General features: G+C 58.0%; 11 protein-coding genes. 4 read left to right on the top strand and 7 right to left on the bottom strand.

What is annotated here, in order from left to right; all coding sequences use genetic code 11:
• Nucleotides 1–100: 100 nt before the first annotated feature.
• The gene (locus tag SJQ66_RS04355) at nucleotides 101–1,111 is read left to right on the top strand and encodes a LysR family transcriptional regulator (RefSeq protein WP_320533697.1); all 1,011 of its coding nucleotides are present in this window, start codon (nucleotides 101–103) and stop codon (nucleotides 1,109–1,111) included.
• Nucleotides 1,112–1,218: 107 nt separating this feature from the next.
• On the opposite strand, the gene SJQ66_RS04350 is transcribed toward SJQ66_RS04355, so the two are convergent.
• The 5 genes from SJQ66_RS04350 to SJQ66_RS04330 all read right to left on the bottom strand — a co-directional run bounded on the left by SJQ66_RS04350 (nucleotide 1,219) and on the right by SJQ66_RS04330 (nucleotide 7,614).
• Nucleotides 1,219–1,932, bottom strand: a complete 714-nt coding sequence (locus SJQ66_RS04350) for a response regulator (RefSeq protein ID WP_024904372.1) — start codon at nucleotides 1,930–1,932, stop codon at nucleotides 1,219–1,221.
• Nucleotides 1,932–3,395: an RAD55 family ATPase gene (locus tag SJQ66_RS04345; protein WP_024904373.1), complete on the bottom strand. Its 1,464-nt coding sequence runs from the start codon at nucleotides 3,393–3,395 to the stop codon at nucleotides 1,932–1,934. Before SJQ66_RS04345 ends, SJQ66_RS04350 begins: the two co-directional genes overlap by 1 nt.
• A 284-nt stretch (nucleotides 3,396–3,679) precedes the next feature.
• Nucleotides 3,680–5,077, bottom strand: a complete 1,398-nt coding sequence (locus SJQ66_RS04340; protein ID WP_390174016.1) for a c-type cytochrome — start codon at nucleotides 5,075–5,077, stop codon at nucleotides 3,680–3,682.
• A 7-nt stretch (nucleotides 5,078–5,084) separates the two neighbouring features.
• Nucleotides 5,085–6,866: a GMC family oxidoreductase gene (locus SJQ66_RS04335; RefSeq protein WP_320533696.1), complete on the bottom strand. Its 1,782-nt coding sequence runs from the start codon at nucleotides 6,864–6,866 to the stop codon at nucleotides 5,085–5,087.
• A gap of 1 nt (nucleotide 6,867) precedes the next feature.
• Entirely contained in the window at nucleotides 6,868–7,614 is a 747-nt protein-coding gene (locus tag SJQ66_RS04330) for a gluconate 2-dehydrogenase subunit 3 family protein (RefSeq protein WP_024904376.1), read from the bottom strand.
• A 692-nt stretch (nucleotides 7,615–8,306) separates the two neighbouring features.
• Between SJQ66_RS04330 and SJQ66_RS04325 the strand changes: the two genes are divergently transcribed.
• A complete protein-coding gene (locus tag SJQ66_RS04325; protein ID WP_320533695.1) occupies nucleotides 8,307–9,548 on the top strand; it encodes a multidrug effflux MFS transporter in 1,242 nt (413 codons plus the stop codon).
• 5 nt (nucleotides 9,549–9,553) lie between these two features.
• On the opposite strand, the gene SJQ66_RS04320 is transcribed toward SJQ66_RS04325, so the two are convergent.
• Both SJQ66_RS04320 and SJQ66_RS04315 read right to left on the bottom strand, forming a co-directional pair.
• Nucleotides 9,554–10,888, bottom strand: coding sequence for a methyl-accepting chemotaxis protein (locus SJQ66_RS04320; RefSeq protein WP_046153664.1), 1,335 nt, complete (start codon nucleotides 10,886–10,888; stop codon nucleotides 9,554–9,556).
• Between the two features lie 352 nt (nucleotides 10,889–11,240).
• Nucleotides 11,241–12,686 carry an NAD-dependent succinate-semialdehyde dehydrogenase gene (locus SJQ66_RS04315; RefSeq protein WP_046153665.1) on the bottom strand — a complete coding sequence of 482 codons (1,446 nt, stop codon included), beginning with the start codon at nucleotides 12,684–12,686 and terminating at the stop codon, nucleotides 11,241–11,243.
• A gap of 381 nt (nucleotides 12,687–13,067) precedes the next feature.
• On the opposite strand from SJQ66_RS04315, the gene SJQ66_RS04310 reads away from it, so the two are divergent.
• Nucleotides 13,068–13,685 (top strand): TetR/AcrR family transcriptional regulator, encoded by a 618-nt coding sequence (locus SJQ66_RS04310; protein ID WP_024904380.1) that lies wholly within the window; start codon nucleotides 13,068–13,070, stop codon nucleotides 13,683–13,685.
• A 186-nt stretch (nucleotides 13,686–13,871) separates the two neighbouring features.
• The gene (locus SJQ66_RS04305) at nucleotides 13,872–15,272 is read left to right on the top strand and encodes an MFS transporter (RefSeq protein ID WP_024904381.1); all 1,401 of its coding nucleotides are present in this window, start codon (nucleotides 13,872–13,874) and stop codon (nucleotides 15,270–15,272) included.
• The last annotated feature ends 65 nt before the right edge of the window (nucleotides 15,273–15,337 follow it).

The following is a 15,337-nucleotide window of genomic DNA, read 5'->3' as shown; positions in this document are numbered from 1 at the left end:
AAAAACCGAAAAGTCGATTGCGACGAAGTGGAAGCAGTGTCGCAATCTTCTCGTGATTTGCGTAGTGGCCTCGCAAGCAGAATTGTTATACGCTAGACGTATGACCAAACGCGACATTCATACCTCACGGCCGATACTCGCAACCGACCGAATCGAGATCATGCAGACCTTCGTCAGGATCGTCGAGGCGGGTAGTCTGTCGGCTGCCGCGGCGCAGTTGGGTACGACACAACCGACGGTGAGCCGACGCCTGCAGTGGCTGGAAAAAACGTTTGGCGTGCGACTTTTGCAGCGTACGACCCATGCGATGAAGCTGACCGATGACGGCGAACGCTGCTATGACCGCGCAAAGCAATTGCTGGCGGACTGGGCCACCTTCGAAGCCGATGTACGTGGTGCGGATGCGGAACCTGCCGGGTTGCTGCGTGTCATCGCGCCGCACGCATTCGGACAGCAGCGCTTCATTCCAGGACTCGCGCGTTTCATGCAGCGCTATCCCCACGTGCAGATCGAATGGCTACTGCACGACCGCGCCGCGGATTTCATCGCGGAAGGCGTGGATTGCGCGATCCATATCGGCGAGTTGCATGACCCGTCTCTGGTGGCGATTCTGGTGGCGCATGTGCCACGCATCATCGTGGCCGCGCCAGCTGTGCTGGCGGGTCACCCGATTCCGCAGGATCCGGAGGCGTTGACTGCCCTGCCCTGGCTGTCGTTGCTACAATTCTATCGCAAAGACCTGACGTTGACGCATGCACTGACGGGTGCGACAAGGCACATTACGTTTCGCCCGCGAATGACAACCGATAGTCTTTATGCGGTGCGCTCGGCGGCACTGGAAGGTCTGGGTGTCTGTGTCGCGTCGTCATGGGTCGTGGGGGAAGACATTGCCGTGGGCGCGCTGGTGCAATTGGCGCCGCAATGGCAGGCGGCCCCGCTGCCGGTCTACCTGGTTTATCCTTATGCGCGTTTTTACCCCGCGAAACTCCGGCGATTTACCGAGATGATGCGGGAATCCATCACGCACCAGATCGACGATCCGGATCGCACCGGCCTGTATTCGCCGCTCACGCCGCCGACACGGGTCATTCGTAAGCCGGATAGGACATGAAATGCATGGCATGCCTGATCATGCTGCGCAACCGATTCTGGATGACTCCGCAGTGGATCAATGCCCACGGATTCCGATCACGCAGCGCAAGTTCAACCGGCATGCGGCTAGCGCGCGGAACCGTTTTTCGGTGCTAGATCATCGCCAACAACACGTACCGGCTCTTCGTCGCCGCGCAAAATCTTGCCGATCGCGATGGCCTCGAATGTCTTTCGGTATTTGCTCAGTATATGATCGCGACCACCTAGCACGCTCAGTGCGTCCGCATGACGATTCAGAAAATCGTCCGTCACTAATACACGGTAATGCCGTCCCTGAAACAGAAACGAAAACTGAAAAGCCGGGATGGCCTGTTGGCCTATGGGGAACAACCCTGCCGCCTCATCGTTGATAGCGCTTACCACGTGGCCGTCTATCGTGGCGTGTGAGGATTGCCGTTGCAACAAGGACGCGACGGTATCGATCAGCAACGGCAAGCGATAGGGCTTGTCGAACACCGCGTCAAACAGATCCTGCCTTTTGCGCGCCTGATCGCTCTGCACCGCGCTGGCGAGGATCACGGGAATCGTAGCGAACAAGGGATCGGATTTCAGCGCTTCCGCAAGCTCCTGACCCGACATCACCGGCATCATGAAATCGGTAATCACCAGCGCAGGCAACACGGCCTTGATCAGGTCGAGCGCGGCCCTGCCGTTCGATGCGGCGTACACCTCATAACCTTCGTCCTCCAGTACGAACGCCAGGGACTCGACAATCAACGATTCATCGTCGACGATGACGAGCTTGGCCTTGGGCGGACGGTACGCGAGAGAGTCGGCCATCACGTTCCAGCGTTGTCAAGGCCGCCGGATGGCGTCTCGTGGTTCCGCTCCCCCTCGAGGAAAGGCAAATCGAGCAGGCCATCAACGAACAGGCCACGATCATTGAAGAAAAGCTTACGGGCAGATGAGTCAAATACGCTATCGCGCACTTTTACAGGAATCATGGCGCGCGCGATACCTTGCGGCGTTTCACGTTGTCGAATCAGTAACAGATTGTCCATCACCGACGACAAGGCCGGTGCGGCCGCACCATAGCCCGCCCCGGATACCACGCGTGATTCAAGTGTGGCCACCGTTGTCACACGCAGAGCGCGCAATTCGTTGCTGAGCGCTGACAGGAACTCCGGCAGACGCCCCCCATTTCCGGCGGCCCGCTCAAACCCACCAAAACCATCGATTGCCACACGATGAACCCGAAACTGCCGCACCGCCTCAAGCAATTGATGGCCAAGCGCATCGAGAAGGTTTTCAGTCAGCGGATTCCACATGATATAAACCGCACCCGATGCGATCAGTGCCTCCAGATCAATTCCGAACGCCGCGGCTTTGAGCGTCAGACGCGCACGCGTCTCATAGAAGCCGAAATACAGCGCTGGATGTTCGGGCGTTGCCGCTGTCAGGAAATTGAGGCAGCATGTCGTCTTGCCACTTCCCGACGGCCCCAGCAACAATGTGACCGAGGAAGCTGGCAGACCGCCACCAATCAACGGGTCCAGACCGGTAATACCGCTTGGAACACGCAAGGACTCGGGAGACTCCAGATTGCTCGGTCGCGCCAGCACCGCCTCGAGCCTGGGATAGACGGATATCCCATTCGAGGCAATGTTGTATTGGTGCATGCCGTTGATCGCATCGCTGCCGCGCGATTTCGTCACCTTCAATTGACGAATCGTACGCGACCCTACTTCCTCGCTCTGCAATTGGATCACACCATCAACCATTGTGTGTTCCGGGCTGGCGTCATCGATTCGTGCGCTAGTCAAAAACAGCACCGTGCAATGCGTAAATGCCGCGTGGCCTTGCAGTTCGGCTACGAAAGATTTGACATCCAAATCGGTGTCGCCCCGATCGCGTGCGTTCAGCAGCCCATCCATGACCAACATCGAGCATTGCTGGCGAGACAGTTCCTTGCGCAGCACGGCCACCAACGCTGACAATCCTTCATCGCGCAGTGTCTGGAACAAGCTGATGTAGACGAGTTCCGTGCCGATGACCGAAGCATCGAAGAAATCGAGCGTCGACAAGGACTGGAACAACCGGTCGTGCGACTCCGCCAGCAGCGTAACGTAGAGGATCTTACTTCCTGCACGCGCCTGACCGAACGCCACTTGATTGGCCAGGATCGTCTTACCTGCCCCGGGCATGCCCTGAATAATGTATGACGATCCGGCGATCACCCCCCCGCACAGGATGGTATCCAGGCCGGGCACGCCGCTCTGCACGCGCTGCAGTTGTTTTCCCATTTCAATCTTTATATGAGCCGCCTGATGAACTTGCATTGGCCGATAGCGCGGGCGCGCACGGCCCGCGCATGACCGTCGACATTATGATACATGATGGACCTGCGAGTTCGCATCGGGGAGCAATCCTTTCTCCCTCGGTGCCCGGCGTGGCTAAAGATTGGCACGGCACACCCTGGACAGGATGCGTCGCACTGGCTGTTGCATGAAAGTTTTTTGTAAGACGAATTAACCTTTCCGACATCGATCATGAACGGCGCCGAAAGTCGCCGTTCTGGTTTTGCTGATCAATGTTTCGCCACCGGAGAAACCCGTTTTTGCGCCGCTTCCGTTGGCGTCGCCGGCAGGGTCTGGCGGACCTTCGCGACCATGTCCGGTGTGACAGCAGGCGCATCGTTGCCCCAACCGGAACGAACAAAGGTCAGCAGCTCGGCGATATCGCGGTCGTCAAGACGCGACGCAAATGCCGGCATGGCGTAATGCGTCGGAGCGGACGTTGTCCACGGCATTTCAGCGCCGGCGAGCACGATGTGGATCAATGACGTCGGGTCCTGGGTGTTGACCGTCGTGCTAAGCGCCAAGGCCGGGAACGTTTCTTTCCAACCCAGCCCATTCGTTCGATGGCATGCCGCGCAGTTGTTCAAGAACTGGATGGCGCCGTTGCTGCTCGCCTGGCCGTTATGGAACATTTGCTCGGTGGCGTTGTTATAGACCAGGGGAACCTGATCTGGATGCACGGCCTTCAGCGTCTTCAGATACGTTGCGATAGCACCAAGATCATCGTCGGTCATGAACTGTGTGCTGTTCTCGACCACTTCAGCCATGCCGCCGAATGCCGCGGAATGGGCGTTACGCCCCCCCTTGAGGAATGACACGATATCGGCCTCGGTCCACTTCCCCAGGCCATCATTGACATCACCACGCAGGTTCTTCGCGAGGTAGCCGTCGATCACCGCACCTGACAGGAACATCGATCCGTCATCAGTCAAGGCGGATTCCTGCATGGTTACCTTGCGTGGCGTATGGCACGCCGAGCAGTGTGCCAACCCTTCGACCAGGTAACGGCCACGTGCCACCGGGTCGGCGTCTTGGATCGGCGTGTCCTCGGTCACGACATCGGGCGCGTACAGTTTGCGCCAGGCGGCCAAAGGCCAGCGCATTGACATGGGCCAGGGAATATCCGGTGCCTTGTTGGCTTGCGCCACCGGTGCGACACCATTCATGAAGTAGGCATACAGCGCCTTGATATCGGCCGGCTTGACCTTCGCGTACGACGGATAAGGCATCGCCGGGTACAACGTATTACCATTTTTCGCCACGCCATGTCGCACGGCGCGATCGAAATCCTCGAGCGTATAGGTGCCGATGCCGTTGATCTTGTCCGGCGTTATGTTCGACGAGTAGATCGTACCGATGGGTGTCGCCATCGGCAGGCCTCCCGCAAACGACTTACCGCCCTTGGCCGTATGGCATGCAATACAATCACCGACCCTCGCCAGATACGCCCCCTGCTTGATCTGTTGCGCCTGATCACCGTCCGGGGATGATTGCGCCGTTTGGGCATGGACTGTGGCAGGGGCACCGGTCAATCCCATCATCGCCGTGAGCACCAATGACGACAGAACGACCGATGCGCGCATCCTACGGACCGGTGCCGCGGCGCGTTTGGTATTTTTTTTCATCATCGACCCCTTATGCTTGCACCAGCGGACCCGGGCTCTTCAGGTACTGTTCTCGGATAGCCTTCGCCGACCAATACGCCAGCGCCGTGACCAGACCGGTAGGGTTATAGCCCATGTTTTGCGGGAACAGGCACGCACCCGTGACGAACACGTTCGAGACGTCCCAGCTCTGACAGTAGCGATTGACAGCGCTTTCCATCGGGTTCGTGCCCATGATGGCACCACCGGTCAAGTGTGTGCTCTGGTAGACCCGGGTATCCCAATGCGCGCCCTTCTTGCGAATCGCACGATAGACGCCATCGTTCGGAATGGCCCTTGCAACCTTTTCCATCTCGTCGCCCATATGGCCAAGCATCGCGAACTCGTTGTCATGCCAGTCGAACGTCATACGCAATAGCGGAAGTCCGTACTTGTCCTTGTAGGTAGGGTCGAGATCCAAATAGCGGTCCTTATAAGCCATCACGGAGCCGGAGATACCGATGGTCATATAGCGCTGGTAGGCATCTTGGACACCCTTTTTCCAATCGCTTCCCCACGACGGCGTGCCCGGGACTGTTGGTGCCTGACCGATTGGTCGGCCACCGGTGCTCAAGGTACGGATGCTGGCACCACCAACGAAACCCAACGGCCCATGGTCGAATTGGTCGCCATTCAAGTCGTCCATGCCGACGGCACCCGCGCCCGTCCCGGCGAAGCGGTTCAGCGCTGTACCCTTCGGCAGCATGACATTGATACCGCCGTTCATCTGATAGGCGAAATTGCGGCCGACCGTGCCGTCTCCTGTCAACGGGTCGTATTGCTTGCCGATACCGGACAACAACATCAGTCGCACGTTATGCGTCTGGAATGCGGTAAGGATCACCAGATCGGCAGGCTGCTCGACTTCGCGCCCTTGCGAATCGATATACGTCACGCCAGTGGCTTTCTTGCCCGTATTATCGAGATTCACTTTCAGGACGTGGGATTCGGTGCGTAATTCGAAATTCTTGCGCTTCAGCAGCACCGGCATGATCGTTGTTTGGGGAGATGCCTTCGAGTACATATAGCACCCGTAGTTCTCACAAAAACCGCAGTAGTTACACGGTCCGATCCGTACCCCATATGGGTTTGTATAAGGCTCTGATGCATTGGCCGCAGGTGCCATGTAAGGGTGGAAGCCTGTTTCCCGAGCGGCTTTTTCGAACAGCATGCCGCTATATTGCTTCTGCAGCGGTGCGGTCGGGAATTCGTCGGTGCGCGGGGCTTCCAGCGGATTGCCCCCATCAGCCCCCGTCTTCTTGCCGTCGATGTTGCCGGCCTTGCCAGACACCGCCATCAGTTTTTCAGAGAAGTCGTAATACGGCTCCAGGTCGGCATAAGTAACGCCGTGATCCTGTAACAACATGTCATCTGGGACAAACTTCTTGCCATAACGCTCGGTGTAACGCGTCTTCATCTCCAGTTCTTCGGGCAGATTGCGATACATCATGCCGTTCCAGTGGAAACCCGCGCCCCCCACGCCGTTACCCAGCAGGAAAGAACCATGTTGCCGGTAAGGCACTGCGGTCAACTGCATGTTGTGACGAATCGTACAGGTTTCGCCGGACAGTTGTTGGAACAGCTTGCCACGAGTGGAATACGCCAGTTCGTCGATGACCTTCGGGTAAGCGGCGTCGGTGGGCGTATCGCGAAATTCGCCGCGCTCCAGCGCCAGAACATTCATGCCGGTATCCGTCAATTCCATACCCATGATCGCGCCGGTCCACCCGAAGCCGATCAGCACAACATCTACTTTGTCTTTTTTAATCGCCATCTCAACCCTTCCTTCCTGAAATTGACACCGGCCCATACGGATACCTCACGTTCGGCTTGTCGATCCAGTCCAGAAAGTCGGCGCGTGCTCCAGGGAATCCCACCATCTTCCAGCCGCCCATATCTTTATTGCCACCATAAATGGGATCGGCGAAATAGCCCTCTTTCGTGGTTTTCAATAGGAACCCAAAGAATGTCTTGGCAGGTACCTTGTCGAATTGGGGCTTGCCTGCCTCGATATCTTTCAATACCCGCAGTTGCTGGTCCTTTGTCAGATGCGCGAATGCATGACCTTCGACGCTGTTCGCGTATGCATCCGCTTCCGCGATGCCTAAACGAAAAATCTGACGGGGTGTCAAATTCAATTGATAGCCCATCTCCGGCGGCTGATCCGGATGAAACGGGCCTTGCATATACCAAAGCTGACCATGACCGTAAGGCGTTTCCATTTGCTTGTCGATAAACACCGGGACATCCGCTTCGATCGCACCTGCCCCGTATTCATCGGAGGGAATCAGATGATCCACCGCGGCTTTGAGAAAGGCGTATTCACCCGCGGTGAAATAGGCCGGCTTGTACGACGTGTTCGCCAGCGGGTGCTGCTCCTTGCCACTATCGACGGACTTGGTGTCGTTAGGCATTGAACACCCGGTTTGCGAGATGGCCGCACCGGTAGCCAGACTTGATGCGGGGACGATCGCCAAGACCTGGCGCAAGAACCGTCTGCGCGGCTCCTTTTGTTCAGACATGCTGCCTCTCCGGGTTTCGCGAAGGTCGTAAGGGAACCTTTCAACGAGCGGAATTATAGAGACAGATAGCGACTAATTGTCGCAGCAATTTATTTATTGACGCTTTTGAGACGGAATTGTTGCTTTAATATTCCACAAATATCTTTTTCGTAATCCATGAACACGTGCGAAACGGGACGGTCGATCGTTGATCACATTCGCGCATATGCTGCTCCCAATATCACTGATCTAGATAACATTTTGAGATAACGAAGATTTATTCAATACGCATTGCTAGGACACCACATGCTTGGCCAGTTATAACCGCAATGGATTCTTCGCTCATCACGACAGATGTCATGACGTCCGGGGAATTCCCCCGGGTTGACTTTCGATCGACTTGTTAGCCCGTGTAGTTACAGGGATGGCAAATCCTGGTGGTATGCCATACCCATACGGCATAGCGAACAATCGATACACAAGCAGGCTTCCATGATCGGCAATTAGTTGCCTAGCCAATCATATATCGTATAATTGTGGCAGTTGCTAACGCTGGCGCTGACATGCGCATCCGTCGTACGCCGTAAGCGCTTGCGCGATTCCCTGATGTGCATGCCAGCGGACATGCACATCACTCGGGCGTCGTCCCGCTTGCTCGGGATCGGCGTGTGTGATTTGCGAAAGACGATGAAGCTCACGTGAGAATAAATTAGATGAACGTGTCGGATGGGAAGCCCGGAACACGCTCGACAGACATTGCAGCCCCCCTTCGATCGACCGTACCGAAAGCGCCATTGTGGCTGCTGGTGATGATCACCATCAGCGGCACGCTGGCGATGCATATCTTTGTACCTGCCTTGCCGGACGCCGCGCATGCGTTTGGTGTCGGGCCGGCGGCGATGCAAGCGACGATAAGCGTCTACATCATTGGTCTGGCATTTGGACAACTCGTTTATGGCCCGCTCTCGGACGGGTTGGGACGCCGGCCGATGCTGCTATTTGGGCTGGCGCTTTATGGCGTCGCAAGTGCGATCGCGATGTGCGCGACCAGCGTTCACGTCTTGATCGTCGCGCGTCTATTTCAGGCGCTGGGCGGCTGCGCGGGTCTGGCGCTAGGCCGCGCTATTGTGCGTGATACATCAGCCAGCGACGAAGCCGTACCCGCGCTGGCGCTCATGAACCTCATGATGATGGTCGGACCCGGCTTCGCCCCGCTCGCCGGATGGGGTCTGGTGAGCATCGGCGGTTGGCGCCTGGTCTTTGTTGTCTTGACGGTACTCGGCACGGCAACCCTGTTCCTGACATGGCGGATGATCCCCGAGACCGGATCACCGAGCGGGAACGTCAGCGCCGCGAAACTGCTGCGCGATTACGGCACCTTGCTGCGCGTGCCGGCTTTTCTGGGATACGCCATCGGCGGAGGATGCGCGACAACGTCGATCTATGGCTATATCGCGGCAGCGCCGTTCATCGTGACGCAGGTACTGCATCGCCCGTTGGGGGAGGTCGGAATCTATCTTGGTCTGCTGATCGTGGGCATGTCGATCGGCAACGCGACCACGCGGCGCTTGATTCGAGGTGTCTCTCTGACACGTTTGTTGATTGCCGGGAATATCGTCAGCCTCGCTTCGGCTGTCGCGCTCTTGTTGATCGTGCTTGCCGACACGCTCACCGTAAGCTCGGCGGTGGGATGTACGTTCCTGTTCGCTTTGGGCGCGGGCTTGTCGAGTCCCGCGGCATTAAGCAAGGCATTGGCCGTCGACAATCGCCTGACTGGTTCGGCCGCCGGACTCTATGGTTTCACGCAGATGGCGGTGGGATCGCTCTGCACGACGCTCACCAGCCTGGGCGGACATCCGGCGCTCGCGGCGGCCGTTGTATTGACGGGCGCGGCGCTGATTGCGCAGGGCGGTTTTATCTGCGCGCTGCGGTACGAACGACGCAATGCTGCGTGAAGAGGCTACCCGTCGATTTTCAGCGCTTCCGTCGCTTGGCGCAAACCGGCAATTTGGTTGCCCTGCTTTTCCGCCGCCGTCACGATGGCATCCATGGACGTGGCCATCTCTTTGACCGCCGAGACCACATCCACGATCGTCTTTCCAGCATCTTCAACGAGTTCGACGCCGTGGTCGACCTGTCGCGATGAACGATCGATCAGCGCGCGGATCTCGCGTGCCGAATCCGCGCTGCGTTGCGCGAGATTGCGCACTTCTCCCGCCACGACCGCAAACCCTTTCCCGGATTCGCCTGCGCGTGCCGCTTCGACGGCTGCATTCAACGCCAACAGGTTGGTTTGAAACGCCAGACCGTCGATCACCTTGATGATATCGCCCATTGCTTTCGCGCCATCGTGAATGGCGCGCATCGTCTCGACCATCTCATTTACGGCGCTTCCTCCATGCTGCGCCATCGTGGCGGTACGCTGCGCGAGGTCATTGGCCGTACGCGCAAACGAAGCGTTGTCTTGCAACGCGGTCGACAAGCCGCCCACGGCATTGCGCAATGTTTGCGTCGCGTCCATTCGAGAGGTGATATCAGTTGCGTACTTGACGACCTTGACCAGGTCGCCGTTCATATCGCGGATCGGGTTGTAGCTTGCCTGAATCCAGATGGCACGCCCCTGCTTGCCGAAGCGTTGGTATATACCGCTGTTGTAATTACCTTCGCCCAGTTTTTTCCAGAACATCGCGTACTCGGCCGATTTGCGATAGGTCGGGTCCACAAACATGCTGTGGTGACGTCCCAGGACCTCATTCGCGCGAAAACCGAATGCCGTGAGGAAGTTCTGGTTGGCCGCAAGTACTGTCCCGTCCAGCGTGAATTCGATGACCGCCTGCGCGCGGCCGATCGCATCCACCTGCCCGCGATGGTCGGCGTGGCGCAATTCATCCACGGTGACATCGGTCGCGTACTTGATGACCCGCCGAACTTTGCCGTCGGTATCGACAATCGGGTTATACGTCGCCTGGATCCATACCTCACGGCCGTCCTTGCGCAACCGCTTGAAAACGCCCCGGTGAAACTCGCCGGAAGACAAATTGTTCCAGAATAGGGTGTATTCGCTGGAACCACATGTCGCTGCGTCGACGAACATACAATGATGCTGCCCGACGACTTCGTCGAGACCATATCCCATCAGGGACAGGAAATTCGCATTCGCGGAGAGAATTGTCCCATCCGCCTTGAATTCGATGACTGCGTTAGTACGATCCAACGCCTCCAATCGCCCGTTCACGGACGAATGATGTCCGCCGAAGTGGTTCAGCCGACTCAAGCGGTTCATCAGCTTCTTCATTTCTTCACCTAATAATACGGCGTGACATCTCGACAGCGCCTGACCTACAAAATGGACCATCGGCCCGCTAATCCGGTCGGATGCGTGCCTATTTTCCGCTGGGGGGCGCTGCTTAATTTTCGCCAAACGCATTCAAACGAATGTATCAATTTGATGCTGATTCTAAGACAAATTGCAGCGAGTGTGCTATTGCGGAAACCAATTACGCGCAAAATTAACCGGTTGTTAAATTTTCGCGACCCAGAAAGCAACAGAGGGGGCCTGTCGCGCGACAGCCCCCCTCCTTTGGCTGGACGGCGGCATCAAGGCAGGGGTTTTCAATCAACGCCGATGCACGTCTGCCGTGCGCTACTCACGTGCCCTCGGCGATGTGTTTGGTGGTCAAGTAGGCCTCCATCGCTTCCTGCCCGCCTTCGGAACCATATCCGGAATCCTTTATGCCTCCAAAAGGCACTTCTGGCATACCCAGGCTATGCTGGTTAATCGAGATCATGCCGCTCTCCACGTCATTCCCGACCCGGGCGACGGTGGCTGCCGATGTCGAATAGGCGTAAGCCGCCAATCCATATGGCAGACGGTTCGCCTCCATGATGGCGTCCTGGTACGAATCGAACGCAATGATCGGTGCCAATGGACCGAATGGCTCTTCATGCATCAATGCGGCATTGGCCGGGACATCGGTCAGCACCGTCGGCGCATAGAAGTAGCCCTTGTCACCGATGCGTTCGCCGCCTGTCACGACCCGCGCGCCCTTCGCGCGCGCATCGGCCACCAGCCGTTCCATCGCGCCGAGACGACGATCGTTTGCCAACGCGCCCATCCTCGTTGACTCGTCCAGACCGTTCCCGACCTTGATCGCGCGAGCGGCGCTGACCATTGCCTCCGTAAATGCGTCGACAACGCCACGCTCGACAAGGAAGCGTGTGGGCGCAATACATACCTGACCGGCGTTACGGTATTTCGCCCCCGCCAGCAGGCTCACCGCGCGATCGATATCCGCATCCGCGAATACCAATACCGGGGCATGCCCGCCGAGTTCCATTGTCACTCGCTTCATATGCTGCCCGGCAAGCGCGGCCAATTGCTTGCCGACCGGTGTCGAGCCGGTAAACGAAATCTTGCGAATCACCGGATGGGCGATCAGATAGGACGACACCTCCGACGGTGTGCCGAACACCAGGTTCACTACGCCTGGCGGAACGCCCGCATCCGCGTATGCCCGCACCAATTCGGCGCAACTGGCTGGCGTTTCTTCAGGGCCTTTCAAGACGATCGAGCAACCCGCGGCCAGCGCCGCCGACACTTTGCGTACCGCTTGATTGATCGGGAAGTTCCACGGCGTGAAGGCCGCCACCGGGCCAACCGGCTCGCGCAGCACGACGTTTCGCACCTGCGGGCTGCGCGACGGAATGATACGGCCGTAGGTCCGCCGTGCTTCCTCTGCAAACCATTCGATCGTGTCCGCCGCGCCCAGCGCCTCTGTTTTGGCTTCGCCGATCGGTTTACCTTGCTCCATCGTCATGATGGCCGCGATCGTATCCGCCCGCTCTCTCAATATCGCCGCGGCCCGGCGCATGATCTTGCTTCGCTCGAGCGCCGGCACGGTGCGCCATAGCTTGAATCCTTGATCCGCGGCATCCACGGCGGCCGCCAGCTCCTTTTCCGATACCAGCGAAATCCGGCCAATCTCCGCTTCCGTTGCCGGATTGATCACGGTGGCATCGCGCGCGCCCTCCTGCCATTCACCATTGATGAACAGCTTCACTTCGGGATAAGCCGGATATTGAATGTCGCTCATTGTCGTTTCTCCATACGTGCCATGGGTCCAGATTCGGCTGCCGCCGGCCTCCTAGCATGCACACAGTTCATCGCCATTGGCCGCAGGTACGTGGATCCACACGATGCTCCGCTATGCGGCGTGCGGTTCCCACGCCACTGTCGGCTTCGGATAATCAATCACGCATCGCTGTCTGAATTTTCCAACACGTCGCGTCATGCGAGAGAACAATGCTACGGGAAAAGCAGTGCACAGGTAAAAGCTGCGGATAAATCGTCAAAAATAGTCTGAAGCATCGAGATAAATCAAACGTGCGTTTAAAATCGTCGTACGCCATGCAAAATGCTGTCATTTTGCAACATGTTGACCAAGGAATGTGTACGCCCGTATAGTTGGCGCACTATGCCGAAACCATCCCACCGCACCAAACTTTTGAACGAAGGGCTGCGCGTGATGCATGAGCGCGGCTTCAACGGCGCGAGCGTACGCGACATCGTACAAGCCGCCGGTGTACCTCAGGGGTCGTTCACGAATCACTTTCCATCGAAGGAAGCGTTTGCGATGGAAGTCGTCGATTTGCACTTCGAACAAGCTCGCGCGCTGATCGAACGCACGCTCGACAATGCGCAATTGGATGCGATCGGTCGCTTGCACGCCTATTTCGATGCGGTGTTGACAGACCTGACCGAACACGGTGTCGAGCACGGTAGTCTGCTCGGCAATCTCGCCTTGGAAACCGCGGAGCACAGCGAAGCGCTGCGCATGCAGATCGCCCACATCCTCGACCATGTGGAACAAAGGCTGTCCGCATGCATCGCCGCCGCAATCGACGCGGGTGCCATCCATCCTCCCACGACGGAACCGCTGCAGCGTTCGTCTTCGTCATTTGCGGTGCCTGCCGCCTTGGCGCGATACGTCCAGGCCACCTTGCAAGGCGCCGTGCTGATCGCCAAGACCATGCGCGATCCAGAACCGGTCGCCCTCGCGCGCGACTTGTTGTTCGCGACTGCGCTGCGGTAGATGTTTTCCTAAAAAAACGCACTGCCAGTCGTTTTGCAGACAAAATTCCGGGATAATGGCGCTCCGTGTCCCTTCATGCCGCGACTCGCTCGTTGGCGCCATCGTCGTTCGCAAAGCCGCACCACTTGCGCGGCCTTCGGTCGTAAGTCCCGTGGCGCCGCCCGCAGCCGCGCCGCTTCGATGCTCATGCGTGCCATACCCCGGGAATTTCTCGCTCCACTGATTGTCGCTTGCGCGATGTTCATGGAATCCATGGATGCCAATGTCATCGCCACGTCGTTGCCGGCGATGGCACGCGACTTCCACCGCGATCCGGTCGTCCTGCAAATCGGGGTCATTGCCTATGTGGTCGGCCTTGGCATCTTCATTCCGATATGCGGATGGGTGGCTGACCGCTTCGGCGCGCTGCGCGTCTTCCAGGCCGCCATTGGGGTCTTTGTCGCGGGATCGCTGCTCTGCGCGGCATCGATGTCACTGCCTTATTTCGTCGTCGCGCGCTTTGTCCAGGGCATCGGCGGCGCCATGATGGTTCCGGTGGGGCGTATCATCATTTTTCGGGCGGTGCCTCGCGCTGACTTCGTTCGGGCAATGAACTACCTCAGCATTCCTGCTTTGCTGGGACCCGCGGCCGGCCCCGTGTTGGGAGGATTCATCACCACCTACTTGCATTGGCGCCTGATTTTCGGGATCAACGTCCCCGTCGGCATTGCCGGCATCTGGCTGGCACAGCGCTTCATAAAGAACTCCCGGGAACCGCATCCGGGTCCATTGGACTGGATCGGTTTTGCTTTATCCGCCGGGGGTGGCGCAACCTTCCTGCTTGGCATCTCGGTGCTGGGTGGCGGGCTGGTCTCTTTCGGCACCGCCTGGCTGCTGATCGCCATCGGCGCGGCGCTGGCGGGTTTGTATGTTTTGTATGCCTTCAATGTCGAAAAACCGCTACTACACTTGCGCTTTCTGTCGATTCCGACTTTCCAGGCGAGCGTTGCCGGAGGCTCCTTGTTTCGCATGGGCTTGGGCGCCCTTCCCATCCTTTTGCCGCTGTCATTGCAAACGGGGCTCGGGATGTCCGCATTTGCGTCAGGCTCGATCACCTGCGCCTCCGCGTTCGGCTCCTTTGTGGTGAAATGGCTGGCACCAGCCACGTTACGCCGTTGGGGTTTTCGCACGGTATTGATGTACAACGCCGCGTTCTCCGCTGGCGCGATTGCGATCTGCGGCGCATTCATTCCTGGCATACCCGTATGGGCAATCTGGCTGATCGTGTTATTTTGCGGCTTTTTTCCGTCGCTTCAGTTCACCAGCCTGAATTCATTGGCCTATTCGGATATCCCTACCCGTGATATCGGACGTGCAACAAGCCTCGCCAGCTTCGTGCAACAGATGTCATTGGGTCTCGGCGTGGCGCTCGCCGCAGTGGTATTACATCTCACGCGCTACGTGCAAGGTCACGAAACCCTGACATGGACGGACTTCTGGCCTGCCTTCGTCACAATCGGATGTTTGTCGCTCGGGTCGATTCCCATCACTCGACGCATGCCGCCCGAAGCCGGCGCGGAGATCGCCGGCCGTGGCACATCGCATTAAGCGATGCCCCTCCATCGGGTGATCGGGAACGATCGCACCCGGTTTTACCACGTCGACGGCATATG

It is taken from the genome of Robbsia andropogonis (genome assembly GCF_034047095.1).
Lineage (GTDB): Bacteria > Pseudomonadota > Gammaproteobacteria > Burkholderiales > Burkholderiaceae > Robbsia > Robbsia andropogonis.
This window is presented reverse-complemented; position numbering and strand designations above follow the sequence as displayed.